The following is a 25,063-nucleotide window of genomic DNA, read 5'->3' on the forward strand; positions in this document are numbered from 1 at the left end:
TATTCCAATGCTGCATCGGATTATGCTTTTGATAATGAAAAAATAAAACATAAGGTAAGCGATGTCGACTCAACTAAAATGGTTCATGTTCGGAACCAGTATTGTTCTCGTACTTGCAGGCTGTAGCGCCGCATCTAAATATCCTATTTCAGCAAGTTATGGCCCTCAACCCGTATTGCCCAAACCTCAATCGAGTTTAGTGCCTACTGTTAATATTGCTCCTGCTAAAGGTTGGCCGAAGGGAATGATGCCGACGCCAGCAGAAGGTTTAAAAGTTCAGGCATACGCGCAAGGGCTAGACCATCCAAGATGGCTCTATGTATTACCAAATGGTGATGTGTTGGTAGCTGAAACCGATGCACCACCTAAGCCCGATGATAGCAAAGGGATTCGTGGAAAAATTGCGAAAAAGGTGATGCAACGTGCAGGGGCATCTTTTCCAAGTGCCAATCGTATTCGTTTACTGCGTGATACCAATGGCGATGGGATTGCTGATAAAAATACGGTTTTCCTCGAAAACTTAAATTCGCCGTTTGGTATGACTTTGGTGGGGAATACACTTTATGTCGCCAATACGGATGCCTTGATGCGTTTTCCTTATCAGGATGGTGCGACAAAAATTACGGCGCAGGGAACGAAAGTTTTGGATCTACCTGCAGGAAAACTCAATCATCATTGGACGAAGAATGTGATTGCAAATCCAGAGGGTACCAAACTATATCTCTCTGTTGGGGCGAATAGTAATGTGGCTGAGAATGGACTGGATAAGGAAGTTGGTCGAGCGCAGATTTTAGAGTTTGATATTGCCACTGGCAAAGCCAGACCTTTTGCGACAGGACTAAGAAACCCAAATGGAATGGGATGGCAACCACAAGGTGGTCAGCTCTGGACGGTCGTAAATGAGCGTGATGAGTTAGGTAGTGATTTAGTGCCTGACTATATGACCTCAGTCAAAGACGGGGCATTTTATGGTTGGCCTTATAGCTATTACGGGCAGCACGTCGATACGCGAGTAAAACCACAAAATCCTGAGATGGTGGCCCGTGCACTTAAACCTGATTATGCTTTGGGAAATCATACTGCATCTTTAGGATTGGCCTTTTATGCAACGGAATTAATGCCACAGTATCGGGGTGGGGCATTTATTGGTCAGCATGGCTCATGGAATCGTAAACCGCATAGTGGTTATAAAGTGATTTTTGTTTCGTTTAGAAGTGGTCAGCCGTATGGGCAACCACAAGATGTATTGACTGGTTTCTTAAATGACAAAGGTGAGGCATATGGAAGACCTGTTGGCGTTGCGATTGATTTTTCTGGTGCACTTTTAGTGGCTGATGATGTTGGTGATGTGATTTGGCGTGTATCGCCTATCGCTCAAACCACCTATGAAAGTCCCATGCAAGAGCCTAAAAGCAGTCATTTAAAATAGTAAATGTTTGAAATAAAAATATGCTTAAAGCTTTAGTTTGAAACTGAGTGTTGAAAGTCTTAGATAGACAGTTATGTATTGTTTTTGTGAATAAATCTAGGTTTTAAGATTAAATGTGTGATATAAATAACATTATTAGCGATAGTTAATATCGTAGTCCCATTCTCTTCCCCAAGGGTTTGGGATTTTTTTTGTTTGAAAAATATAGATCAATTATATTTAGACATGAAATGGAGGTTGTAAAACAGCCGATCAGCCTTATTGAACAAGGATTTGATTTAGATGCATTTGGAGAACTGATTTAAAATCTGTTCCCCAATTGATTTGGAATAATAAATGGGGGCTTATTTCTTTTGTTTAAAACGATATTTGCACTTTAAGCAACGATAATCCTGAAAAATATTCTTATCGACCATCACACCCGCTTTTTTCCCAAAAATATTACCAACGACGCCCCCCGTAACACCTGCACTGATTGCACCGACAAAAGTGCCTACCGTACCACCGACAATCACACCAAGAGGTCCAGCAACCGTACCAATTGCTGCACCTATGGATGCACCACCTGCAGCACCACCGACTGTACCCGCAGTCGTACCTGCGGCCGTCAGTAATACACCGCCCGTAGTTCTCAATAATTTGTCATGATTACGTGTTTCAATTTCAGTCGAACCACATTTAGGGCATTCGATAGGTTTTTCCATAAAACGATTTATCCTGTATTTCTTTATTGAGTCACCCAGTCGATTTTGCTCAATCAAATGAGTGAGCCAATATCAGACTTTGGAAGAAGATATGTTTCTGATGAAAGAAATCAGCGACATCACTTTTTCAGTTTTGATTTTAGCGGAACAAGGGCATAAGTATTTATAGTTCATGTAAATTATCTGTGCATATATCCATCTGCATTTTTTAGAAGTGAAATAATTCATTAGGTCTAAGTAAAGGAGAGCTGACTGGGCGATACAAAGTGATATTCAGTTGAAATTTTGGAGATTAAAAAGGAAGGATCGCTGCTGAATGAGATAATTCGAATCTGCAATAAAGCTCCTGTTGTTACAAGAGCTTTGATGTGGTGTGCTCAATCTTTAGGCTAAAAAAGTTTCTTGTAGATAACTCCACAACATTTTGCCATCGATCTCTTCAATTAGTGCACAAGAACGTCGAATCAGCACGCCAGACGCTTTGGTATGTTTTTCCGTATAGGTCAAAACAATCGCATCAGGCTTTTGCATCAAGATTTGCTCATCATAAATTTCAATCTGGATGTCTGGCATTTTGCCTTGATTATTGGCAAATAAACCTTTCACTTGTTCGAGTGAAATACGTTTTCCAGCCGCACCGACCATTTCAAAATGATCTGCAAAATACTCAATCAGCAGAGGAAGGTCTTGTTCTGCATGTTTGCCACTAAAAATATTTTCAATCAACACATGCATGCTATGGATGCTTTCGATTGCCCGTTCTTTTATCAGTGCCATATTCATTTCCATTGAAAAGTATCATTTGGTCTTATTTTAAACCAAAAATAAATGTAATATTCAATATAATTTTAAAATAAATTTAAGGTCGATTATCTGATATAAAGGACCTTTTATTTAAAAAATATAATATTTATCATATGATTAAATTGATATTTTGTGCTTTTTAGGTAGTTTTGTGCAAATATAAAATCGTTCAAATCATAAAAAAGGTATAACTTTATACCTGAAATATTATGGAAAATTCCATGTAAAAATAATAATTATAGAGCAGGATAATTTTCCTTATTGAAGACAGAGTAGAAACGGATTCTGCTCATATTGTCTCCAATAAGAAGACGCATTAGAAAAATGGCATGGACAAGGAAGCAAAATGGATACGCAATCTACTGAGCCGAAACAAGCTCAATCAAATCTCTATGCATGGTATGTGGTATTACTGTGCATGTTGGCTTATATCTTCTCATTTATTGATCGGCAAATACTGGCGCTGATGATCGAGCCAATTAAGGCTGATCTCGGGCTTTCAGATACTCAATTCAGTTTATTACACGGTTTAGCCTTTTCTCTGTTTTATGCCTTTATGGGTCTACCCTTGGCATATCTGGCAGATCGTTTCTCCCGTCCGAAAATTATTGCCATCGGGGTGGTCTTTTGGAGTATTGCAACGGCATTTTGTGGGCTAAGTAAAAACTTTCTGCAACTATTTTTGAGTCGTATGGGCGTTGGTGTCGGTGAGGCCGCTTTGTCTCCAGCAGCCTATTCAATGTTTAGCGATATGTTTAGCAAGGATAAGCTTGGACGCGCTGTCGCGGTTTATTCGATTGGTTCTTTTGTCGGTGGCGGGATTGCTTTTCTGGTCGGTGGCTATGTGATTGGCTTGCTCAAAAATATGGATACCATCATGGTACCTTTCTTTGGTGCGCTTAAGGCTTGGCAAGCAGCATTTATTATAGTTGGTTTACCTGGTGTCTTTATCGGTTTACTGGTGTTGTTGACGGTGAGAGAGCCGCAACGTAAAGGTCAGCGCCTAAATGCGCAGGGGCAAGTAGAAAAAACCAGTATGAAGGATGCATTCAAGTTTATTAAAAAGCATGGTCGTACCTTCAAATGTCACTATTTAGGTTTTACTTTTTATGCAATGGCCTTGTATTGCCTGATCAGCTGGTCACCTGCGTTCTATATGCGCAAGTTTGGTCTCACGCCGACTGAAGCGGGCTATATGTTGGGCAGCGTGTTATTGGTGGCGAATATCCTAGGAGTGTTTTGTGCCGGTTGGCTGAACGACTGGTTTATTCAAAAAGGTCGTAAAGATGCGCCGATGATTACTGGCGTGATTGGGATTGTGGGTTTGATCATTCCGATGATGGTATTTACGCAAGTGAATGAGTTATGGTTATCCGTGGTGTTCTTAGTGCCTGCAATGTTCTTTGCTTCATTCCCGATGCCGATTTCAACCACGGCTATGCAAATGTTGGCACCGAATCAGTTACGTGCACAAATCTCAGCGGTATTCCTATTGATCAGTAATCTGGTTGCGGTCGGGATTGGGACGACATTGGTGGCTTTGATTACCGATAAAATATTTGAGAATCCTCTCATGGTTGGGATGTCCCTGTCGATCGTGGGTACAATTTCCTGTGTATTGGCTTTTATCCTATTGAAAAAAGGCTGTCAGGCATTTAGTGACAGTATGCAGCAGGAACATGGATCTTGATTTGATGTTGCACTGAGGATGTCGCAGGCCCATTCTTCGTAATGGGCTTTGTGCTTTGTCCGTGAAATCTTTAGCAAGGGAGTGAAGTGATGCAATCATCTTTTAAGCTGGATCATTTGCATTATCTGGATGAGTTTTTATTATTTCAGTCCAATGATTATCAAACCATTAAAGATCAAATCAGCTATTACCTATGCCCGCATCGTTTTGATGTCGAAGTACGAGAACCTCTAAATACGCGTTTGAATGGCTTTAGCTTTGGTAATGGCGCGCTGTACGATCTGAAATATAGTGCGCCAGTCATGATTAACATTGAGGATAGTGCTGACTTTTATTTATTTAGAATCACGCTGGAAGGACAATGTGAGCTCAAATTTGATCGGCAGCAGATCCTGCAATCTGCAGGAATCATGTCGGTCACCCATCCGCATACGCGACAGCAGATCATCACCAATCAGCATTGCCGTAATATTATTTTAAAATTGGCACAACAGGATATCGAAACTCAATTATTCAACATGTTGGGATGTCGTAGCCAAGAACCGTTGCGCTTTAATTCTTCATTATCCTGTAGTTTAGAAGGGATCGATGCGATTATTGAAACACTGAATTATCTGTGTCATGCCTATTATAATATTCGCAACTGGAGCTTTATTTCAGCCAGTTTTAGCCAGTATTTGATCGAGCTGATTTTGCTTAAAATCCCGAATAATTATACCGAACGGTTGAATGCTCAACGGCAACAACTACTGCCAAGCTATATGAAAAGAGCACAGCAATACATTCAGGAACATGTACAACTGACCATTTCATTAGCTGATTTAAGCCAGTATTGCGATGTGTCGATACGAACCTTGCAAAAAGGTTTTAGCCAGTATTTACAGCAAACCCCAGTGGAATATATCCGTGAGCAGCGCTTGGAACGGGTGCATTTGGCTTTACAACAAGCACTATCTCATGAAACTGTCACCGATATTTTACTAGATCATGGCATCCAAAGTTTTGGGCATTTTTCCAGCCTATATAAAAAACGTTATGGCTGCTTGCCTTCGCATACTTTAAAAAAAGATGCCGTGCCAGTTCATCAAATGCGTGCGTAAATGGAATAACGCTTGCGTATTTGGATAAGCCACAGGTCGTGCTCTCTTTTATGCTGAATTGAAAATCAATCAGCAGGAAAGCAAATGAAAATTACAGTACTCGGTGGCGGACACGGATGTTATGCCGCAGCAGCAGAGATGGCGGAAAAAGGCCACGATGTAGTGTTATGGCGTCGTGACCATGAAGCTTTGCAACAGTTGGCTGCTACAGGTGAGCTTAAAATCAAAGATTATCAGGGTGAGCGCACAGTGAGTGTTGGCTTTAAAAACAGCCAGATTAATCTTTCGGATCATTTAGAAAAAGCCATCCGGCATGCCCAGTTGATTATTATTCCTTTACCCGCAACCACGCATCTGGATTTGGCTCAGCAGGCAGCGCCTTTCTTTCAAGCGGGTCAGGTGGTGTATTTACCGCCTGCAACCTTTGGTAGTTTTATTTTTGCCAACGCCATGCGTGAAGCAGGTAACACCGCTCAAGTGGCTTTTGCGGAAACAGGCACACTGCCATATTTGGTACGTAAGCATGGAGTCAATCAGATCGTGGTCAGTGGTTATGCGACCCGTTTACCGACTGGGGTATTCCCAAGCAATTTGTCTGAACACGCGTTTCAGGTATTAAAACAGGCTTATCCAAGTGTAGAGCCGATCGAAGATAGCCTCAGCGGTGCATTAATGAATGCAGGGCCAATTATTCATCCACCGTTGATCTTGATGAATGCGGGGCCACTGGAACATTTCGAAGCGTGGGATATCCATAACGAAGGCACTCAACCCTCGATTCGCCGTGTCACCAGTCAGCTAGATGCCGAACGCATGCAGGTTCGGGAAGCACTGGGCTATGCTGCGCCGCACTTTCCACTGGCTGATCACTACAATAAAGACGGTGAGGGGGATGAATGGATGTATGGCCGTGGGGCGCATGGCAAATTAACCGATAGTGGCGACTGGCGTGAGGACATCAACTTACAGACCCATCGTTACATGCTGGAAGATACGCGTCTCGGGCTATCCTTTCTGGTTTCGGTGGGGCGTTGGGCGGGTGTCGCAACCCCAGTTGCTGAAGGTTTGTTGAATCTTGCATCTGCTGTTACGGGCAAAGACTTATACCAAGACGGGCGGACTTTTGAGAATCTGGGGCTAGCCGATAAAAGTAAGGCTGAGTTGCAAGCGATCTTGCAGCAAGGAGTCTGAAATGACAACGATTCAACAGGTTGCAGTATTGGGTGCAGGACGGATGGGTAAGGCCATCGCCATTGCCTTTGCCTATGCGGGGTTAAAGGTGGCTTTAATCGATGCCCGACAACGCACAGAGGCTGAGTTTGAGCAATATCAGGTTCAGGTCCAAACTGACTTAAAACAAGAATTGCGATTGCTGGAAAGTATCCAGTTTATTCAATCTGAACAAACAGCTTTTATTTTGGATCAGGTTAAGGTTCTAAGTCGCACGGCTTCAATATCAGTCTTAGCCCATTGTGATCTGGTTATGGAAGCTGTACCCGAGCTCAGGCAAGCCAAAGAAGATATTTTTGCTTGGCTGGATCAATATATTACACCGACGTGTATTGTTGCATCGACGACATCGACCTTTCTGGTCACTGATATTGCGCAGATGATTTCTCAGCCAGAGCGGGTAGTGAATGCGCATTGGCTCAATCCTGCCTATCTGATTCCGCTGGTTGAATTAAGTCGTTCTGAGCAAACTTCAGATGAGACTGTTAATACCTTGAAAAGCTTCTTGCATACCATTGGCAAAGTTCCTGTGGTCTGTCATGCCAAAGCGGGCTATATCGTGCCACGGATTCAGGCCTTGGCCATGAATGAAGCAGCACGGATGGTAGAAGAAGGTGTGGCTTCCGCAGAAGATATTGATATCGCAATTCGGACGGGTTTTGGTCTGCGTTTTTCGGTATTGGGTTTATTAGAATTTATTGACTGGGGCGGCGGCGATATTTTGTATTATGCTTCGCAATATTTGCAGCAGGAACTCGGGGAGCGTTATCGAACGCCTGAGATTATTGCCGAGAATATGCGACAGCAACGCAATGGTCTACGCGAGCAGCAAGGTTTTTATGATTATCAGCAGGTCGATATTGCTGCTTATAAACAGCAAGTTTTACAAACCTTTTCAGATCGGATTGCTGCAAATCAGCTGAAGCCGCCGTTTAATATTTTAAATCAGTAATCAGCTTGGTCCACACTTTTGCCCATCTCTGCATAGACATGGGCTTTTGTCGTTGCTTTAGCTTGAGGGCATTAAATCAAACAGCTTTTTTAATTGACCATTCAGCTGATGCAATTCAGCATCATCAAAGGCGTTCAGAATCCCAGATAAGGTGACCTGACTGATCTGGTTAATTTGTTCAACCATTTCTTTACCTTTATCGGTCAGTTTGACCATGGAGATACGTTCATCCGATTCTGATGAAAACACCTGCACAATATCATCTTCAACCAAGCGATAAACGGCTTTGGTTGCCGTGGTCAGCTTGAGGGTTGAGAGGTTGGCAATCTCGGTAATACTGGCTTGTTCAAGCGCATTGGTGCTTAAAATAATTTTACGACGTGTATTGTCGATACCTAATTTTTTAATTGATTTTTCAATAAGTTGTGTGTATTTACCATTCACTTGAGAGATCCAGAAAAAAGGATAGCTCTGTAAGCTGCTCGGTTCATTGTTGGGTAGAAATTGTTCTAAATGAGTAAGCATAGCCAAGTCATTACTTTTATAAAAATGGACATTCAGCATTATACAAAAATTAGAAACATTTTCTTGATTCTTCGTATCGAAAAATACTTGACAATTACATTACTTTTTCCGATATTTGTATTAAGTATAAAAATACATGGAAAAGTGAATGAATATTATTGTACAAGAGGTACAAAAAGGAGCAGGTACTTTGAAAGTCATGGTCAAGGATTCCATTGATATTCAAGGTATGCAGACCATGGCGGGTAGCAAAGCCTTAATGCACAACCAACCTGCAAGCACAAACGCGGACGTGGTAAATCGTATTCTCGCTGCGGATTGCCAAATTATTGCAAAGACCAATTTGCACGAACTGGCTTTCGGGATCACAGGCATTAACCATGTGTTTGGTACGGCACTTAATCCGAAATATCCTGAGCTTATTCCAGGCGGTTCTTCAAGTGGTTCTGCGGCTGCCGTTGCGGCAGGCCTAGCTGATTTTACTTTAGGCACGGATACCGGTGGTTCGATTCGTATGCCCGCAGCCTGTTGCGGTGTTTTTGGTTTAAAACCCAGCTTTGGTCGTGTCAGCCGTGCTGGGGTACATCCAGCAAGCAGTTCTCTGGATTGTGTTGGCCCCTTTGCAAATTCAGTCGTGATGATTGAAACCGCAATGCAAATCATTGATCCCACTTTCCATCAACATACTGAATTGACTCAGGTACCGAAACTGGCATGGCTCAATGTCGTTGCTGATTCAGTCGTCATTGAGACGATCCAGCAATATCTGACCCAAGCCAATCTGACAGTATCAGATGTGACTTTGAAAGGCTTTAAAGCTGCTTTTGATGCAGGTATGCAGATCATCAATTATGAAAACTGGCAGGCCTATGGTGAGTTGACTGAAACAGGTTTACTGGGTGCTGACGTCAATGGACGTTTGCTGAAAGCAGCCGACACCACATTGGCCCAAGTCAAACAGGCGGAGCAGGTGAAAGCAGATTTTACCGCCGAGCTTGATGCCTTACTGACTCAATACGATGCCTTGATCTTACCAACCTTACCGCAGATTCCACCTAAAGTTGCTGATGCTGAAAATACTGTGGCTTTTTTAAATCTTACTGGTCTGGTTCGACCTTTTAATCTTTCTGGACACCCTGCGATTTCAATCCCACTACAAACGAGTGAAGGATTACCTGTGGGCTTACAAATCGTGGCGAAACACAATGCCGATGAATATTTATGTGCTGTTGCGAAATATATCGTGAGTGCAGCGCAATAACCGAAAAGGAATGAGGGAATGAATAACTTATCGATAAAGGAATTTGTCATGGGCACAACCACAACGGAATTAGAGCGCTTGTGTCAAGAAATTCGTGAACGTGCCTGCACAGGGGAGTTCGATAACCAAGCTTATGTCAGTCAGGATATCATTGAAAAACTCAAACAGATTGGCGTTTACCGTGCTTTGGTGCCGAAACGTTTTGGTGGCAATGAATGGTCACCGAAACAGTTTTGTGAATTGATTGAACAACTCTCTAAAGCAGATGGCTCAGTCGGTTGGGTGGCAAGTTTTGGTATGAGTCCGGCCTATTTGGGCAGTTTGCCTGAAGCAACGCTTGCGCAACTGTATAAAGACAGTCCAGACATTGTGTTCGCTGGTGGCATTTTCCCTCCACAACCTGCGGAAATTACGGATGATGGTGTGGTGGTGAGTGGACGTTGGAAGTTTTCCAGTGGTTGTATGGGCGCAGATATTGTCGGTGTCGGGATTTCACCACAAAAGGACAACGAAGCCCAAGGTTTACCGCGCATGGCAGTGATGCCAGCCAATAAAGCTCAAATCGACATGACCTGGGACACGGTCGGTCTGAAAGGTACAGGCAGCCATGATTTGGTGGTGAAAGATGTGCTAGTCGCGAAGGAGTGGACTTTTGTTCGTGGTGAACCTTCTAAACTGCCTGAGCCATTTTTTAAATATCCATCTTTGTCTTTAGCCACTCAGGTCTTAACCGTGGTCGGGATTGGTGTTGCTGCCGCAGCGATCGAAGAATTTCAAAAACTGGCACCGGGCAAGTCTTCAATTACTGGTGGTGCGGAAATTGCCAGCCGACCTGTAACCCAATATGAATTTGCCCAAGTCGAAGCAGAGTTTAAGGCTGCACGTGTGTGGTTCTACGACACCATGCAGATTGTCTGGAATGAAGTGGTTGCAGGACGTACGCCAACTGCAGAACAAATCAGTGACATGCGTTTGTCTTGTACCCATGTGGCACGAGTTTGTGCCCGTGTCACTCGCAAAATCCAGATGCTGGCAGGCATGACTGCGATTTATACCCACAATCCATTTAGCCGCTTTGTCAATGACACCAATGTGGTGACGCAGCATGCCTTTATGGGCGATGCCACTTTACAGAATGCAGGTTTGGTCAGCTTTGGCATGAAGCCAGCACCTGGCTATTTATAAGCTTAATTTTATCAACCCGTGTGGCAACAAGGATGAGTGACATGAATGCGCCAATGGATATAACGGAACTGTTACAACGCCTGCAACAGCTTGAAGCCCAAAATGCGATCCGTAACTGCATTAACCGTTATATGGAAATTTGTGATGCCTTGAATGCCGATACCGACCTGAATGAATTGATGGATTTATTTGATCAGGACAGCATTTGGGAAGGCATAGGCGAAAAATATGCCGAGTCTTTTGGTCGCTATGCGTCATGGCAAGCCATTTATGACATGTTCAAAAGCTATACCCAAAAGCAGTCGCATTTTGTTATGAATGCGCATTTTGTCAGTTCAGAGCAAATGTATATCGAAGCGGATCAAGCCAATGCCAACTGGTTGATGTTGCAAACCTCAACCTTCCATGATGGTCGTAGCCATTTAAATGCCGCCAAACTCACGGTGCAGTTTAAACAGCAACACGATGGACGTTGGAAGATCAAACATTTTCAGACTGAAAATATTTTCAGTCGCCCTGTATCTCACTGGGACAGCACAGCCGCATTGCCAGTGCCGTCTCAGCAATAACCAATGGATAGACCGAAAAGGATCGTGGATATGAACAGTATTATTCCAATGCAGAATATTGAAATGGATTACAACGAGTTAGTTCAAAGTGATCGTGCCCATACCTCATTGTATAAGGACGAAAAAATCTTTGAAGATGAGATGGAAAAGATTTATTACAGCACTTGGGTGTGGGTAGCACATGCCAGCGAAATTCCAGATGGTGGTAGCTATAAGACCATCAATATTGGTAAACAACCTGTGGTTGTGGTTCGGGATCGTAAGAAAAAAGTCCATGTCTTACTCAATCGTTGTCGTCATCGTGCTGCAACAGTGTGTGAACATAAAAAAGGTAAAACCAACAGTTTTGTTTGTCCATACCATGGCTGGAGCTATGCGCTAGATGGTTCATTACGTGGTGTACCTTCACCTGAAAGCTATGGCGAATGTCTGGATAAATCAGAGTTTCCATTGATTAGCCTGCGCGTTGAAGAATACAACGGCATGATTTTCGCCACTTTTAAACAGGACATTGAACCTTTAGAAGATTTCTTGGGGGCTGCGAAAAAATGGATCGACTTGTTTATGAAACAAGGTGCAGGTTACCCAATTAAAGTCTTGGGCGAGCATCGTTTCCGTTTTCCGGGTAACTGGAAAATCCAATTGGAAAATACGACCGATGCTTATCACTTCCCATTGGTACACAAGTCATTCTTAAGTTCAGTTGATGAAAAAACTGAAGAACTGTTTAACTTTGAAAATCAGCCGGGCTATGTTGAAGACCTCGGTAATGGTCACAGTGTCATGGTGATGATTCCTGAACTGGTTGACTTGGATGAAGAGTTAATGGAACGTCCAATTCAGGAACGTTTTGAAGACCTTGCCCAAGCCTTACGTGATGAAGGGCATGAAGAACTGGAAGTGCGTCGTATGGTCCGTGCTGTGGGTGGTTCTGGTTTCAACCTGAACCTGTTCCCGAACATTGCTTGTTCAATGGCGTTCTTCCGCGTTATGCAGCCGATTTCAGTGAATGAAACTGAGATTCATCATTCTGTAATTACCATGGATGGTGGTCCACAAATTGCCAACCAATATCGCTTACGTCTGCATGAACATTTCCAAGGTCCATTTGGTTTTGGTACGCCAGATGATTCAGAAGCGTGGGAACGTGTACAACATGGTGCCAATGCAGGTAATGATTTATGGATCATGCTGAATCGTGGCCTGCCAGGTGAAGTCAAAACTGAAGATGGCTTAAAAAGCGATGTCAGTGCTGAAACAGGGATGCGCGCTGCCTATCAGCAGTGGAAAAAGATGATGACGGCTTAAGGAGAGCGCCATGAAAATTGATTTAAATTTACTGAATGAAGTGACCGCTTTTATCTGGGCAGAAGCCGATATGCTGGACCATTCTGAGCATGATACTTGGCTGGATCTGTGGAATGAAAAAGGCGTGTATATCATCCCGATCGATCCGAAACTGACCGATTATGAAAATAATTTGAATTATGCCTATGACGATCATCATATGCGTAAGTTGCGGGTCCAGCGTCTGGAAAATGGTGAGGCGATTTCAACTGCACCCAAAGCCAATACCGTGCGTAGTGTTTCGCGTATCCGCATCGTCAAAGATCAAGAGGGTGAAATCATTTTGCGTTGTGCACAGAACTTGCGTGAATTCCGTAAAGAAAACCTCAAGCATTATACCGCTGATGTGACTTTTCATTTGGTTCGTGATGCGGAACAAGGCTTTAAGATCAACCGCAAAATTATCAATTTAGTTAACTCAACCGATACCTTGGCAGGTATCAGCTACATTCTCTAGGAGTGAAAAAATGAAACAGGTTGTTTTAGTCACAGGTGCCGCTTCTGGTTTAGGGAATGTCATTGCCGAATATTTTGCAGCGCAAGGGCATCAGGTGATTCTTTCTGCCAGTACTTTAGAGAAAGCAGAGCAAGCCAAAGCACGTAGTCCGCATGCACAGAATCTATTTCCACTGAAACTGGATATCTCGGTTGAGGCAGATTTTCATGCCGCAGTGCAGTGGATTCAGCAGACATTCTCAAAACTGGATGTGTTAATCAACAATGCCACCATGACCAAAGCAACACCGGTTTTAGAGATTAGCGCGGCGGATTTTGACATGATCACGCAAGTGAATCAGCGTGGCACGTTTCAGTCTTGCCAGATCATTGGCAAATATATGGCAGATCAAGGTTATGGTCGTATTGTCAATATGGCGTCTTTGGCAGGGCAAAATGGCGGTACTGCAACGGGTGCGCATTATGCGTCCACCAAAGGCGCAATTATTACCCTAACCAAAATCTTTGCCAAAGAATTTGCAGCCAAAGGGGTGACGGTAAATGCGATTGCACCTGGGCCAATGGAATCACCGATTGTACATAGCGTGGTGTCTGACGAAAAAATGGCGCAGTTTATTCAAAATATCCCCGTCAAGGCATTAGGCAGCATGGAATTTATTGCCGAGACCTGTGCGCTATTGGCCAGTCCAAGTGCTGCCTTTGTAACTGGGGCAACATGGGATATTAACGGTGGATTATTTATGCGTTAAGCCTTCGGCGAGATGCATATCAGGGAGAGAAATCATGACGATACTGTATAACGTGGTGGTAAAAAACCGTCATGTCGAAGGTGGGAATGTTGCAGTCATGGAGTTTGAATCTGCAAATTCGACCGTATTACCCAAAATTGAAGCAGGTGCGCATATTGATGTGCACCTCCCGAATGGCATGGTGCGTCAGTACTCATTGTGCCAGAACCCGAATGATGTCGGTAAGTTCCGACTCGGGATTCTACGTGATCCCGAATCACGTGGTGGTTCAGTCTCGGCCTTTGATGATTTAAAGAATGGCATGCAGATTCAGGTCAGCGAACCGAAGAACCTGTTTCCTTTAGTGAAATCCAAACATGCGGTACTGGTGGGAGGCGGTATCGGGATTACCCCCCTAATTACCATGGCCTATCAATTGGCACAGGAAGGCACTTCTTTTGAACTGCATTACTGCGGTGCAAGCCCAGAACGCTGTGCTTTTGTCGATGAAATCAAAAATGGCATCTTGGCGCCTTTCACGACCTTTCATTTTAAATCGGAAGGGGCGAGTCACCGTGAGTTTTTCCAATCCGCCATTCAAGACATTGATCAAGACAGCCATATCTATACCTGTGGTCCGAATGGATTTATGGATTGGGTGATCAATCTAGCCCTGACACAAAACTTTCCTGAACAGCAGATTCATAAGGAATATTTTCAGGTTGAAGTTGAAACAGGTGGTGATGCATTTGAAGTGGTGGCACAGCAAAGCGGCAAGATCATTCTGGTCAATGCAGAAGAAACTATTTTGCAGGCCTTGGCGCGTGAAGGTATTGAGATTGAAATGTCGTGCGAACAAGGCGTTTGCGGGACCTGTATGTGCGATGTGATCGAAGGCGAACCTGATCATCGTGACGTGTATTTTACCGATGAAGAAAAGGCCAGTAATGAGCAGATTTTGGTGTGCTGTTCACGTTCTAAGTCAGCACGATTGGTACTGGATATTTAAGCGATTTAATCAGGATAAATCGCTATCCAATATCGGCCAGAAATAGGATAAAAGATTCAGGAGAGAATAATGAATTCACTAAAATCAATGGATGAAATCACAATAGATCCAATGCAGTTCAGACGTGCTTTGGGCAATTTTGCTACAGGTGTCACCATTGTGACCGCGCAAAATGAACAGGGTGAAAAAGTAGGGGTGACTGCCAATAGTTTTAATTCAGTGTCGCTAGATCCACCGCTGATTTTATGGAGTATTGATAAAAACTCATCCAGTTTCCCTGTATTTGAACAGGCTTCACATTTTGCAGTGAATATTTTATCGGGCTCGCAGATCGAATTATCGAATAAATTTTCACGCCGTAATATCGATAAGTATGAAGGTACCAGTTATCAGACGGGTTCGGGTCAAGCGCCTATTTTAGACCACTGTTCTGCGGTGTTTGAATGTGAACGCCATGAGATTATTGAAGGTGGGGATCACTGGATTATTATTGGTAAAGTGGTACGTTTTCGTGATGAAGGACGCAGTCCGCTGGTGTATCACCAAGGGGCTTATTCGGGCGTGATTCCACATCCGTTATTGCAGTTAAAAGACACCGTTGAAGCTGAAGATATTGGTGAAATGCATCAAGGGCATTTATATAGCAATGTCTGTTATTTGATGAGTCGGGCTTTTAAATTCTATCAAACTGATTATATTCCCAAGCAGCTAGTGACAGGATTCCGCACCAGTGAAGCACGTTTATTATTGGTACTGGGCAGTGGTACTGCGTCGAATAAAGCAGATTTGCCGCGTGATATTGCCATGCCGATGCGTGAAGTGGAGCAGGCAGCGACCATTCTGAAAAAAGATGGTTTGCTGATTGAGAGTGACGGCTTTTTCAAACTCACCGAAAAAGGCAAGAAAACTGCGCATTATCTATTTGATATTGCCGATAGTCATCAAAATGAGGTGTTTGAAAAATATTCGGATGAGCAAAAGGAGACCTTTATCACCATGCTAAGAGACTTTGCTGGTGTAGCATAAGCTGGGTGAAGCTGATAAATTGAGTTCATTTATCAGCTTTTGATCGAGCTGACTCTAATCAAAAAAGAATTCCAGGGATGAGGAATTTTTGGCACGCAACTTGTTTATTGATCAAACATGATTGCATACAAGCCAAAACAGAGCGCCAGTGCTAAACAACAAACTTTAGCAATTGTGCGGCACAGGGGAGCGAAGGGATGAACCAATATGTGAGTGATGCGCTGTTAACGTGGACGCATCATATCAAGAATGTGTGCGGCAATTTTGAAACAGATTTTGATGGGACACGACATTTATTTATTGGCGAAGTGCAATGTTTTTTACTGGGTGATACCGAGATTGCCTTTATTAAAAATAATGCCAATAAAATTGTCCGAAAGGCGGATGAAATCGATCGGGTCAATAATCGCTTCTGTTTTTTGATTTTGCAGAATTCGGGCAAAATGCTGCTGCAATATAAAAATGAAACTTTGACCTTAAATGAGGGTGATATTGTCTTGGTCGATCCCGTTGAAACCATTTCAATGTTTCCACAAGGCTTGGTCAGTCAAATTTCAGTGCATCTGTCGCGAGAAAAGTTGCTGAAAGAGAATATTAGTTCTGAATATTTTGGCAAGTTGATCACCCAAAATATGAGTGGTTTTCTGCTGAAGAATATTTTGAAAAATATGTCGCCTGAAAATATCAAGCTCTGGTATGCATCGGAAGATGGTAATGCCTTTGAAGATGCGCTGATTGCCCTCATCAAACCGACCATTAATTATAAAAACATCAATAATAATCAGAATCATCTTTTGGAAAAAGCCGAGCGCTATATTATTGAAAATCTGACAAAACCTGATCTCTCTCCCAAGTTGATTGCCGCACATATTGGGGTATCGTTACGGCATCTGTATCGATTATTTGTGCAAGAAAATCTATCGATTAATAAATACATACAGATCAAACGACTCGAGAAGGTCAAAACAGATCTGTTGGATAAAAGAAACAAGCAGAGTTCGATCACTCAAATCGCGCTGAAATGGGGCTTTTGGGATGGTGCTCATTTTTCAAAGATCTTCAAAAAAACCTATGGCATCTCTCCGAAAGAATTTAGAGAAACGATGTTGGCTTAAACATTTTAGATGTCATTTTTAGACAAGTTCCGCGTCATTCTTGGACAAGCTAGACCCATGTAACTGTGTTGAAATTAAATCAATAAGGGATGATTAAAGCGCTTCAATCGACTTGAAATATGAAGTTGATTTTAGCCGCTGCACACAGAGCAAAGAGCATTTTAACGATCTGATACAGATCGCTCAGGGATAGATGAAAAAGGATCAACGTGATGCATAAACAAAGATTATTCAAAGAGATACAAAAAATACTGGCGTTTAACCTATCCATCGCTGCGAGTTTATGTGCTGTTCATAGCACCGCTTATGCACATGGTGAGGCTGCCGAATTGGTGCCACTCTATCAAAACATGAGTGAGCAGGGTGCCAAAGTGGTCAAGGATGACTTCACTAATAGCTATACCATCTCCAAAGGTTCTATAGTGGTCAGAGCTAAACCCAATTCAGATCAGGTCTTGGTGAATGGAAAACCCTTAAAGCTGAGCGTCCCGGTATTAATCAAAGACGGTAAACCTGTTATTGGGAAAGACTTTTTCAATGAGGTGTTTCAGTCGGGTTTAGATCAAACCTTTAAAATTGAAAATACCTTTCATCCGCTCAATAGTCTAAATACAGCTGAAATCAAAAAGACCTTTGACGTCATTAATCGCTCAAAATATGCCTATAAAAATATGCGTTTTGCCGAGTTGAAGCTGAAAGAGCCAGAAAAGGCCAAAGTCTGGGATTTCTTTATCAATCATAAAGAATACAAAGATGATCGGGTGGCATCGTTCATTTTATTGAAAGGTAATCAGGCGATTGAAGGCGAAGTGAACCTGAATACGCAGCAAGTCACAAAATGGAATGTTCTTAAAGATACACACGGCATGGTGTTACTGGATAACTTTGAAACGGTACAGCGTGTGATTGAGGCCAGCAAAGAATATCAGGATGCTTTACGTAAACGTGGCATCACTGATGTGAAGAAAGTGATCACCAATCCATTAACGGTGGGCTATTTTGGTGGTAAAGATGGCTTGGATAAACAGCTTAACGTCTTAAAAGTGGTGTCTTATCTGGATACGGGAGACGGTAACTATTGGGCGCATCCGATTGAAAACCTTGTCGCAGTGGTGGATTTAGACAAAGAAAAAATTATTAAAATTGAAGAAGGGGCAATGATTCCTGTACCGATGACAGACCGTCCTTATGCCACCAAGAATACTCAGCCACCGAAAATTAAACCGCTCAATATCAGTGAACCTGAAGGCAAGAACTTTACCATTACAGGACAAACCGTACATTGGGGGAACTGGTGTTTCCATGTCGCACTAGACTCACGTGTCGGCCTGCAACTTTCAACCGTGACCTATAAGGATAAAGGGGTAAAACGCAAGGTCATGTATGAAGGGAACCTGGGTGGCATGGTGGTTCCTTATGGTGACCCAGATATGGGATGGTACTTCAAATCTTATCTGGATTCAGGCGAGTATGGCATGGGAACCCTGACCTCAAATATTCAACTGGGTACCGATGCGCCAGAAAATGCGGTGTTACTGGATGCGGTCATTGCTGACTATAAAGGCCAACCACAAGTGATTCCAAATGCAATCGCCATTTTTGAGCGTTATGCAGGGCCTGAGTATAAACACCAAGAGATTTTTGGTGATCAGGATGCTAGCGAAGCACGCCGTGAACTTGTGGTGCGCTGGATTAGTACGGTGGGTAATTACGATTACATGTTTGACTGGGTCTTTGCTCAAAATGGTGTGATTGGCATTAATGCGGGTGCGACAGGAATTGAAGCGGTGAAAGGGGTTAAAGCCCGTACCATGCATGACAGTACCGCCAAAGAAGACACTAAATATGGCACTTTAATTGACCATAATATTGTTGGAACCACGCATCAACATATCTATAACTTCCGCTTAGATCTGGATGTGGATGGGGAAAACAACAGCTTTATGCATATGGACCCTGTGGTGAAGGCCAATGATCGAGGTGGTGTGCGTACAAGCACGATGCAAATTGATAGTAAAGTGATTAGCAATGAGCAAAATGCGGCTGAAAAGTTTGATCCATCTACTATTCGTTTACTCACCAATTTCAATAAGGAAAATAAATTAGGTAATCCGGTTTCTTACCAATTGATTCCGTTTGCGGGTGGCACTCACCCAGTAGCGAAAGGGGCCAATTTTGCCCCAGATGAATGGCTATTCAAACGCCTTAACTTTATGGATAAACAAATTTGGGTGACACAATACAAGCCAGATGAACGTTTTCCTGAAGGGAAATATTCGAATCGTTCAACCCATGATACGGGTTTAGGTCAGTTTATTCAGAACAATGAAAATATTGAAAATAAAGACCTTGTGGTGTGGATGACCACAGGAACCACCCATGTGGCACGTGCCGAAGAATGGCCAATCATGCCGACGGAGTGGGTCTATACCTTGATCAAGCCTTGGAACTTCTTTGACAATACCCCGACCTTGAATTTGGGTGCTGAACAGGAACATGGCCAGCACGAGCATCACTAACAACGCAGATCAAGTGACATGGGTAATCCAAGATTACCCAAAACTGAGCGTTAAGTAGATCGCTGACAAAAAAGGAATTTTGTATGAAAACCTTACTTTCTCAAATCGTGAGAGGGACGCTGTTTGTCTCATGTTTTTCAACTGCATATGCAGGTGAGCTTGAAATTAAACCGATTTTTGAAGCAACCTTTGGTGCTTTTAGCAGTGCTAAAAGCTATAACGGTGAAAACATCGATGACCAGAGGATCAATTGGCAAGAAGGCCATCTTAAATATGGGGCCAAAGGGCAGCAAACATTTCAAAACCATCAGCTCTATGCCAGTTTAAGCGGGATCAGTTCAGCGACATGGGGTGATGGTGACGCTGGTCAAAACAGTAATGGTCAAGAACGTAAAACCGATGTAAATGAATGGGTGATTGGCTTTAAAGATGGTACCCATAAAGATGAATTGACGACCTATAATTTCAGTATCGGTCGGCAAAATATCATGATTGGTGATGGTTTTTTCATTGCCGGAGATGCATTAAATCTGGGTAAAGCACCTGCGGATGGGGCACTGGATCGAGGAGGGGCCTATTATCTGGCAGCTCGTCGTAGCTTTGATTTTAGCAGCCTGCTTCAATATAAACCGCAACAAGATACAACGCTAAAACTGGCGTATTTAAAGTCGAATAACAAAGCACAATTTTCATCAGAACTGTTTGTGACTGATCTGATCTACCAACTCAAAGATAAAGGCATTGGTTTTACTTATTTAAATGTCTTAGACCTTGATGATGCTGAACACATTTCAGGACGTCAGGATCTTAAGAATTATGCCTTACGCTGGAATTATCAAGTCTTGCCTGAACTGCAACTGAAGTCTGAATGGGTGGTTCAGGATAAACAGGACAGCACGGAAAATGCGGGCTATCTGGGACTGAATTATAACTTCTTATCTACAAAATATACGCCGTCCCTAGGTTATCGTTTCAGCCATTTTTCAGATCAGTACGACCCCATGTTTTACGGCAATACGGTTGGATTTGGAACATGGTTTCAGGGCGAAGTCGCGGGGAACTACGCAGGCCCCTTCAATAAAAATGCTGATATTCACCAAGTCTCTTACATGATGAATTTAAAAGAAAATTTTATGTTAGGTGCTTTGGCTTATAAGTTTCAAACCGTAAATAAGTCATTGGTCAATGTCGATGGGCATGAGCTGGATGTGTTTTCAGTCTGGTCAGTCAATAACAAGTTCACGGTTATTCCGCTGATCGGACTGTATCAACCAAAGCACGATATCCACAGCGGTGGCACACAAAATTATGATGACAAAACCAATCTATATGCACAGTTGATTCTGCAATACATCTATTAAATCAGATTTGGGGTGTTTGGATCGATCAGCAGTGCAGTCAGAAAAAGACGTTTAGGATGAGATCAGATGGATAAAGACTATGACTACATCATTATTGGGGCAGGTTCAGCGGGCTGTGTGGTTGCTGCACGCTTGTTACAAGCCAATGCAGGACGGGTATTGGTTCTAGAAGCGGGAAGCAAAGACAGCAGTTTGTTCCATACTATTCCTGCAACCGTGATTAAAGTCTTCCAACAAAAATCATGGCCGTATATGACTGTCCCACAAAAACACTGTAATCAGCGAGAAATGATCCTTGCACAAGGAAAAGTGTTGGGAGGCGGAAGCTCGGTTAATGGCATGATCTATTGCCGAGGCCAACGACAGGATTATGATTTATGGGCATCGGAATGGGGATGCAGCAACTGGTCTTACCAAGATGTGCTGCCATTCTTTAAAAAAGCAGAAAAGAATGAAAGCCTTGCTGATGAATATCACGGACAGGATGGCATTTTACCCGTTAGCGAAAACCGTTATCGCCATCCTTTAACGCTTGCTTGTATTCAAGCAGGTCAGCAAATGGGGATGAACTACGTCAATGATATCAATGGCTGGGATCAGGCGGGCGTAGGGTTTTATCAAACTACTACTCAAAACGGTTCTCGGGCGAGTACCTCAAAAACTTATTTAAAGTCAGTCGAAAACCATCCAGACCTCACAGTGATTACTGATGCTTTAGTCCATAAAATTGAAACTCAAGATGATCAGGTTACTGGGGTGACTTATAGCGTTGGGGGAAAATCACCAATTACGCTACAGGCTCAAAAAGAAGTCATCCTAAGTGCGGGTGCCATTGGCAGCCCTAAAGTTTTATTGCTTTCTGGCATTGGCCCAAAACAGCATTTAGATGAACTCGGAATTGAATGCATCCAAGACTTACCAGTAGGTGAAAATTTTCATGATCATTTACATATGTCGGTCAATGCCACGGTCACCACACCGAATAGTTTGCTTGGAGAAGATCAGGGCTTAAACGCGGTGCGAAACTTTTTGCAATGGCAATTTACCCGTTCAGGTGTGTTGACCTCAAATATTTTAGAAGGTGGCGGATTTATTGATACCAACAACTATGGCCGTCCTGACATACAGTTTCATTTCCTGCCTGTACTGGATAATTTTGATAATACCCCAGGTGAAAAAGGCACAGCTCAAGCACATGGGCTGACGATTAAAGTCGGGCATATACAGCCGAAAGCGCGAGGCACTCTACGTTTAAGCAGTAAAGATCCAAATGCAATGCCGATTATTGATCCAAACTATTTAGGCCATCAAGACGATATTGAGGCCAACATTCGTGCGGTACAGGCTGGGCTGCGCTTATTACAACAATCTGCCTTAAAAGCCATTGTCCAAGACATTATTGAGCCTGCAAATATTGATCCTGAGAATGTTGCCGCGATTGATGCATGGATGCGCCAGAACATTAAAACGGTTTATCACCCTGCGGGCAGTTGCAAAATGGGCAATACACCAAAAGATTCAGTCACAGACCAGACGCTTAAAGTACATAGCTTCCAAAATTTACGCGTCATTGACTGTTCGATTTGCCCACAAGTTCCAAGCGGAAATACCAACGCAATTGCCATCATGATCGGTGAACGCGGTGCAGACTTTATTTTGAATCAAGTCGCTTAGTTGCTGTCATAACAAAATTTTAGAAATGAAAAGAGGAAAAGAAAATGAGTGAAGTCCAGATTTTACAAAGCGTACAGCAATTTATGGCACGTCAACATGGGCATTTTATTGATGGAAAACTAGTTGCTGCTGAGCTTTTAGATAAAGTGGATATTGTAAATCCATCGACTGAACAAGTGGTTGCTCAAATTAGTATTGGTAGTCAACACGATGTCGAAAATGCGGTGAAAAGTGCGGAACATGCTTTTCAAAATGCTTGGGCTGAAACTACGCCCTATGAACGCGGCGTTAAACTGAACAAGCTCGCAGATTTAATTGAGCAACATGTTGAAGAACTTGCACAGCTAGAATCGTTGTCTACTGGAAAACTCATTAATATTTCCCGCCATCTTGAAGTCGCACAATCTGTTATTTTCTTAAGATATTTTGCGGGTTGGGCAACCAAAATTAATGGTCAAACTATGCAACCTTCTATTCCTTCTATGCAAGGTGAAAAATATGCGGCCTTTACTTTAAGACAACCGATTGGTGTGGTTGCAGGGATTGTGCCTTGGAATTTTTCACTGATGATTGGTGTCTGGAAAATTGGTTCAGCGTTAACAACTGGTTGCAGCATTGTGCTTAAACCAAGTGAGTTTGCCAGCTTATCTTTATTACGTTTAGCTGAACTTGCTATTGAAGCAGGTATTCCAGCGGGTGTGATTAATGTGGTGACTGGTAAGGGCGATACAGGACAATATTTAATTGAGTCTCCGCTGGTTAAGAAAGTCTCATTTACAGGTTCAGTTCCGACTGGCATTGCGATTGGTAAACTTGCGATGAGCAGCGATTTAACCCGTGTCAGTCTGGAGTTGGGCGGTAAAAATGCCATTGCTGTTTTGGCCGATGCAAATATTGATGAGATTTTACCGACTTTATTGCAAGCAACTTTTGTGCATCAAGGTCAAGTTTGTGCATCCCCAGAGCGTTTTTTTGTACACCGTACAAAACATGATGAACTGGTCGAGAAACTCTCTAAAGCACTTTCTAGTTTCAAAATTGGATCGGCTATGGATGAGGGAAGTATGTTTGGCCCACTCTCTAATCAGCCACATTTTCATAAAGTAAAACATTATTTAGATATGGCAAAAGCCAATAATCAAATTATTGCAGGGGGTGAGGCTTTAGATCAGACAGGGTATTTTGTACAGCCGACTTTAATTTCCTTTAAAAATACCGATGATCCTTTATTTTCAGAAGAAACCTTTGGTCCTGTGGTCGGAGTGATGCCTTTCGAAACTGATGAAGAACTCATTCAACTGATGAATCAGTCGCGCTTTGGTTTAACTGCAAGTATTTGGACCAATGATTTATCTAAAGCTTTACGTTTAATTCCTAAAATTGAAGCAGGGACTTTATGGGTCAATATGCATACATTCTTAGATCCATCTGTTCCATTCGGTGGAGTGAAAGCATCAGGAATTGGCAGAGAATTTTCAGATGCATTTATTGAAGATTACACTGAACTTAAATCGGTGATGATTCGATACTAACTTTATGTAAGATATAAAAAAATGGCCGTTTCAGGCCATTTTTTTAATGATTAACTTTATCAGCTAGTCAGTCAGAAAGTCCTTTAAAATATGATTGAAGCTTTCTGCCTGCTCAATATTTGAAATATGTGAGGCATTGATTTCGACCAGTTTCGATTGTGGTATCTGCTGTTGCATAAATTGACCATCCGCGACTGTGGTGACAGGGTCTTCTGTACCAGCGATGATCAAGACTGGAATAGTAATATCTTTCAACTGTTCACGGACATCCGCTTTAGCCAAAGCCTCACAACAATTGGCATAACCATTTGCGCTGCCAGCACTTAAGTCGTTACACAGATTATTGACGATTGCAGGATGACTTTGGATAAAGGGATCTGTAAACCAGCGTGAAGCTGCTGTGGTAGCGATTGGAACCAAACCTTGCTTTCGAACCAGTTGGGCACGATCCAACCAAGCTTGTTCCTGTCCAATCTTCGCAGCGGTATTACTCACAACCACACGCTGAAAACGTTCTGGATAATGGATGGCAAGCCATTGACCTGTTATTCCACCCATGGAAATACCACAGAAATTGGCTTTTTCGATCTTTAAATGATCGAGTAGGTGAATGACATCTTCACCGAGTTGTTGCAGCGTATATGGGCCTGTTGGTGTTGAAGATGAACCATGACCGCGTGTGTCATAACAAATCACATAAAAGTGTTCTTTAAAATAATTGAACTGCTTTTGCCACATGCCATAGTTGGTACCTAAAGAGTTAGAAAATACCAATGCAGGGGAGCTGGGATCGCCAAAGGTTTGATAATTAATTTGCGCATCAGCGGATTGAAAAATGGGCATGAAG

General features: G+C 42.7%; 22 protein-coding genes. 18 read left to right on the forward strand and 4 right to left on the reverse strand.

Features of this window, described 5'->3' with window-relative positions:
• The first annotated feature begins 61 nt into the window (after positions 1-61).
• Positions 62-1,429: a PQQ-dependent sugar dehydrogenase gene (locus F885_RS04385; protein ID WP_005321687.1), complete on the forward strand. Its 1,368-nt coding sequence runs from the start codon at positions 62-64 to the stop codon at positions 1,427-1,429.
• A gap of 344 nt (positions 1,430-1,773) precedes the next feature.
• Here the strand turns inward: F885_RS04385 and F885_RS04380 are convergent, their stop codons facing one another.
• Both F885_RS04380 and F885_RS04375 read right to left on the reverse strand, forming a co-directional pair.
• On the reverse strand, positions 1,774-2,133 hold the full coding sequence (locus F885_RS04380; protein ID WP_004805381.1) for a hypothetical protein: 360 nt from the start codon (positions 2,131-2,133) through the stop codon (positions 1,774-1,776).
• A gap of 384 nt (positions 2,134-2,517) precedes the next feature.
• On the reverse strand, positions 2,518-2,910 hold the full coding sequence (locus tag F885_RS04375; RefSeq protein WP_005321688.1) for a hypothetical protein: 393 nt from the start codon (positions 2,908-2,910) through the stop codon (positions 2,518-2,520).
• A 373-nt stretch (positions 2,911-3,283) separates the two neighbouring features.
• On the opposite strand from F885_RS04375, the gene F885_RS04370 reads away from it, so the two are divergent.
• The 4 genes from F885_RS04370 to F885_RS04355 all read left to right on the forward strand — a co-directional run bounded on the left by F885_RS04370 (position 3,284) and on the right by F885_RS04355 (position 7,909).
• Positions 3,284-4,627 (forward strand): spinster family MFS transporter, encoded by a 1,344-nt coding sequence (locus F885_RS04370; RefSeq protein ID WP_005321689.1) that lies wholly within the window; start codon positions 3,284-3,286, stop codon positions 4,625-4,627.
• An 89-nt stretch (positions 4,628-4,716) separates the two neighbouring features.
• Positions 4,717-5,727: an AraC family transcriptional regulator gene (locus tag F885_RS04365; protein WP_005321691.1), complete on the forward strand. Its 1,011-nt coding sequence runs from the start codon at positions 4,717-4,719 to the stop codon at positions 5,725-5,727.
• Positions 5,728-5,811: 84 nt separating this feature from the next.
• Positions 5,812-6,918, forward strand: coding sequence for an NAD/NADP-dependent octopine/nopaline dehydrogenase family protein (locus F885_RS04360; protein WP_005321692.1), 1,107 nt, complete (start codon positions 5,812-5,814; stop codon positions 6,916-6,918).
• A gap of 1 nt (position 6,919) precedes the next feature.
• A complete protein-coding gene (locus tag F885_RS04355) occupies positions 6,920-7,909 on the forward strand; it encodes a 3-hydroxybutyryl-CoA dehydrogenase (RefSeq protein ID WP_005321694.1) in 990 nt (329 codons plus the stop codon).
• A gap of 57 nt (positions 7,910-7,966) precedes the next feature.
• On the opposite strand, the gene F885_RS04350 is transcribed toward F885_RS04355, so the two are convergent.
• Positions 7,967-8,434 carry a MarR family winged helix-turn-helix transcriptional regulator gene (locus tag F885_RS04350; protein WP_032811936.1) on the reverse strand — a complete coding sequence of 156 codons (468 nt, stop codon included), beginning with the start codon at positions 8,432-8,434 and terminating at the stop codon, positions 7,967-7,969.
• A gap of 148 nt (positions 8,435-8,582) precedes the next feature.
• Between F885_RS04350 and F885_RS04345 the strand changes: the two genes are divergently transcribed.
• From F885_RS04345 to F885_RS04285, 13 genes are all read left to right on the forward strand, one after another.
• Entirely contained in the window at positions 8,583-9,695 is a 1,113-nt protein-coding gene (locus F885_RS04345; RefSeq protein ID WP_005321697.1) for an amidase, read from the forward strand.
• An 18-nt stretch (positions 9,696-9,713) separates the two neighbouring features.
• Positions 9,714-10,880 carry an acyl-CoA dehydrogenase family protein gene (locus F885_RS04340; RefSeq protein WP_032859703.1) on the forward strand — a complete coding sequence of 389 codons (1,167 nt, stop codon included), beginning with the start codon at positions 9,714-9,716 and terminating at the stop codon, positions 10,878-10,880.
• A 41-nt stretch (positions 10,881-10,921) separates the two neighbouring features.
• Entirely contained in the window at positions 10,922-11,449 is a 528-nt protein-coding gene (locus F885_RS04335; protein WP_005321701.1) for a nuclear transport factor 2 family protein, read from the forward strand.
• Positions 11,450-11,479: 30 nt separating this feature from the next.
• Positions 11,480-12,757, forward strand: a complete 1,278-nt coding sequence (locus F885_RS04330; protein WP_005321703.1) for an aromatic ring-hydroxylating oxygenase subunit alpha — start codon at positions 11,480-11,482, stop codon at positions 12,755-12,757.
• Positions 12,758-12,767: 10 nt separating this feature from the next.
• Positions 12,768-13,253: an aromatic-ring-hydroxylating dioxygenase subunit beta gene (locus F885_RS04325; RefSeq protein WP_005190574.1), complete on the forward strand. Its 486-nt coding sequence runs from the start codon at positions 12,768-12,770 to the stop codon at positions 13,251-13,253.
• Between the two features lie 10 nt (positions 13,254-13,263).
• Positions 13,264-14,001, forward strand: a complete 738-nt coding sequence (locus tag F885_RS04320) for an SDR family NAD(P)-dependent oxidoreductase (RefSeq protein ID WP_005321705.1) — start codon at positions 13,264-13,266, stop codon at positions 13,999-14,001.
• A gap of 34 nt (positions 14,002-14,035) precedes the next feature.
• Positions 14,036-14,989: a PDR/VanB family oxidoreductase gene (locus tag F885_RS04315; protein WP_005321707.1), complete on the forward strand. Its 954-nt coding sequence runs from the start codon at positions 14,036-14,038 to the stop codon at positions 14,987-14,989.
• Between the two features lie 66 nt (positions 14,990-15,055).
• Positions 15,056-16,015: a p-hydroxyphenylacetate 3-hydroxylase reductase component gene (locus F885_RS04310; RefSeq protein WP_171061097.1), complete on the forward strand. Its 960-nt coding sequence runs from the start codon at positions 15,056-15,058 to the stop codon at positions 16,013-16,015.
• Positions 16,016-16,212: 197 nt separating this feature from the next.
• The gene (gene feaR, locus F885_RS04305) at positions 16,213-17,130 is read left to right on the forward strand and encodes a transcriptional regulator FeaR (protein ID WP_004805411.1); all 918 of its coding nucleotides are present in this window, start codon (positions 16,213-16,215) and stop codon (positions 17,128-17,130) included.
• A gap of 203 nt (positions 17,131-17,333) precedes the next feature.
• On the forward strand, positions 17,334-19,649 hold the full coding sequence (gene tynA, locus F885_RS04300; RefSeq protein WP_171068227.1) for a primary-amine oxidase: 2,316 nt from the start codon (positions 17,334-17,336) through the stop codon (positions 19,647-19,649).
• A gap of 83 nt (positions 19,650-19,732) precedes the next feature.
• Positions 19,733-21,010, forward strand: a complete 1,278-nt coding sequence (locus F885_RS04295; protein WP_005321713.1) for a hypothetical protein — start codon at positions 19,733-19,735, stop codon at positions 21,008-21,010.
• Positions 21,011-21,076: 66 nt separating this feature from the next.
• The gene (locus F885_RS04290; protein ID WP_005321716.1) at positions 21,077-22,684 is read left to right on the forward strand and encodes a GMC family oxidoreductase; all 1,608 of its coding nucleotides are present in this window, start codon (positions 21,077-21,079) and stop codon (positions 22,682-22,684) included.
• A gap of 44 nt (positions 22,685-22,728) precedes the next feature.
• Complete coding sequence (locus F885_RS04285) at positions 22,729-24,216, forward strand: NAD-dependent phenylacetaldehyde dehydrogenase (protein WP_005321719.1); 1,488 nt, start codon at positions 22,729-22,731, stop codon at positions 24,214-24,216.
• A gap of 63 nt (positions 24,217-24,279) precedes the next feature.
• Here F885_RS04285 and pcaD read toward each other — a convergent pair whose 3' ends face one another.
• Positions 24,280-25,059, reverse strand: a complete 780-nt coding sequence (gene pcaD, locus F885_RS04280; protein WP_005321721.1) for a 3-oxoadipate enol-lactonase — start codon at positions 25,057-25,059, stop codon at positions 24,280-24,282.
• Positions 25,060-25,063: the final 4 nt, after the last annotated feature.

Origin of the sequence: Acinetobacter higginsii (genome assembly GCF_000369845.1) — a bacterium.
Lineage (GTDB): Bacteria > Pseudomonadota > Gammaproteobacteria > Pseudomonadales > Moraxellaceae > Acinetobacter > Acinetobacter higginsii.

Excerpts from the sequence above, each read along its gene's own strand:
- F885_RS04385 (WP_005321687.1), top strand. The coding sequence starts at position 62 with ATGTCGACTCAACTAAAATGGTTCATGTTCGGAACCAGTATTGTTCTC.
- F885_RS04380 (WP_004805381.1), bottom strand. The coding sequence starts at position 2,133 with ATGGAAAAACCTATCGAATGCCCTAAATGTGGTTCGACTGAAATTGAA.
- F885_RS04375 (WP_005321688.1), bottom strand. The coding sequence starts at position 2,910 with ATGGCACTGATAAAAGAACGGGCAATCGAAAGCATCCATAGCATGCAT.
- F885_RS04370 (WP_005321689.1), top strand. The coding sequence starts at position 3,284 with ATGGATACGCAATCTACTGAGCCGAAACAAGCTCAATCAAATCTCTAT.
- F885_RS04365 (WP_005321691.1), top strand. The coding sequence starts at position 4,717 with ATGCAATCATCTTTTAAGCTGGATCATTTGCATTATCTGGATGAGTTT.
- F885_RS04360 (WP_005321692.1), top strand. The coding sequence starts at position 5,812 with ATGAAAATTACAGTACTCGGTGGCGGACACGGATGTTATGCCGCAGCA.
- F885_RS04355 (WP_005321694.1), top strand. The coding sequence starts at position 6,920 with ATGACAACGATTCAACAGGTTGCAGTATTGGGTGCAGGACGGATGGGT.
- F885_RS04350 (WP_032811936.1), bottom strand. The coding sequence starts at position 8,434 with ATGCTTACTCATTTAGAACAATTTCTACCCAACAATGAACCGAGCAGC.
- F885_RS04345 (WP_005321697.1), top strand. The coding sequence starts at position 8,583 with ATGAATATTATTGTACAAGAGGTACAAAAAGGAGCAGGTACTTTGAAA.
- F885_RS04340 (WP_032859703.1), top strand. The coding sequence starts at position 9,714 with ATGAATAACTTATCGATAAAGGAATTTGTCATGGGCACAACCACAACG.
- F885_RS04335 (WP_005321701.1), top strand. The coding sequence starts at position 10,922 with ATGAATGCGCCAATGGATATAACGGAACTGTTACAACGCCTGCAACAG.
- F885_RS04330 (WP_005321703.1), top strand. The coding sequence starts at position 11,480 with ATGAACAGTATTATTCCAATGCAGAATATTGAAATGGATTACAACGAG.
- F885_RS04325 (WP_005190574.1), top strand. The coding sequence starts at position 12,768 with ATGAAAATTGATTTAAATTTACTGAATGAAGTGACCGCTTTTATCTGG.
- F885_RS04320 (WP_005321705.1), top strand. The coding sequence starts at position 13,264 with ATGAAACAGGTTGTTTTAGTCACAGGTGCCGCTTCTGGTTTAGGGAAT.
- F885_RS04315 (WP_005321707.1), top strand. The coding sequence starts at position 14,036 with ATGACGATACTGTATAACGTGGTGGTAAAAAACCGTCATGTCGAAGGT.
- feaR (WP_004805411.1), top strand. The coding sequence starts at position 16,213 with ATGAACCAATATGTGAGTGATGCGCTGTTAACGTGGACGCATCATATC.
- F885_RS04295 (WP_005321713.1), top strand. The coding sequence starts at position 19,733 with ATGAAAACCTTACTTTCTCAAATCGTGAGAGGGACGCTGTTTGTCTCA.
- F885_RS04290 (WP_005321716.1), top strand. The coding sequence starts at position 21,077 with ATGGATAAAGACTATGACTACATCATTATTGGGGCAGGTTCAGCGGGC.
- F885_RS04285 (WP_005321719.1), top strand. The coding sequence starts at position 22,729 with ATGAGTGAAGTCCAGATTTTACAAAGCGTACAGCAATTTATGGCACGT.
- pcaD (WP_005321721.1), bottom strand. The coding sequence starts at position 25,059 with ATGCCCATTTTTCAATCCGCTGATGCGCAAATTAATTATCAAACCTTT.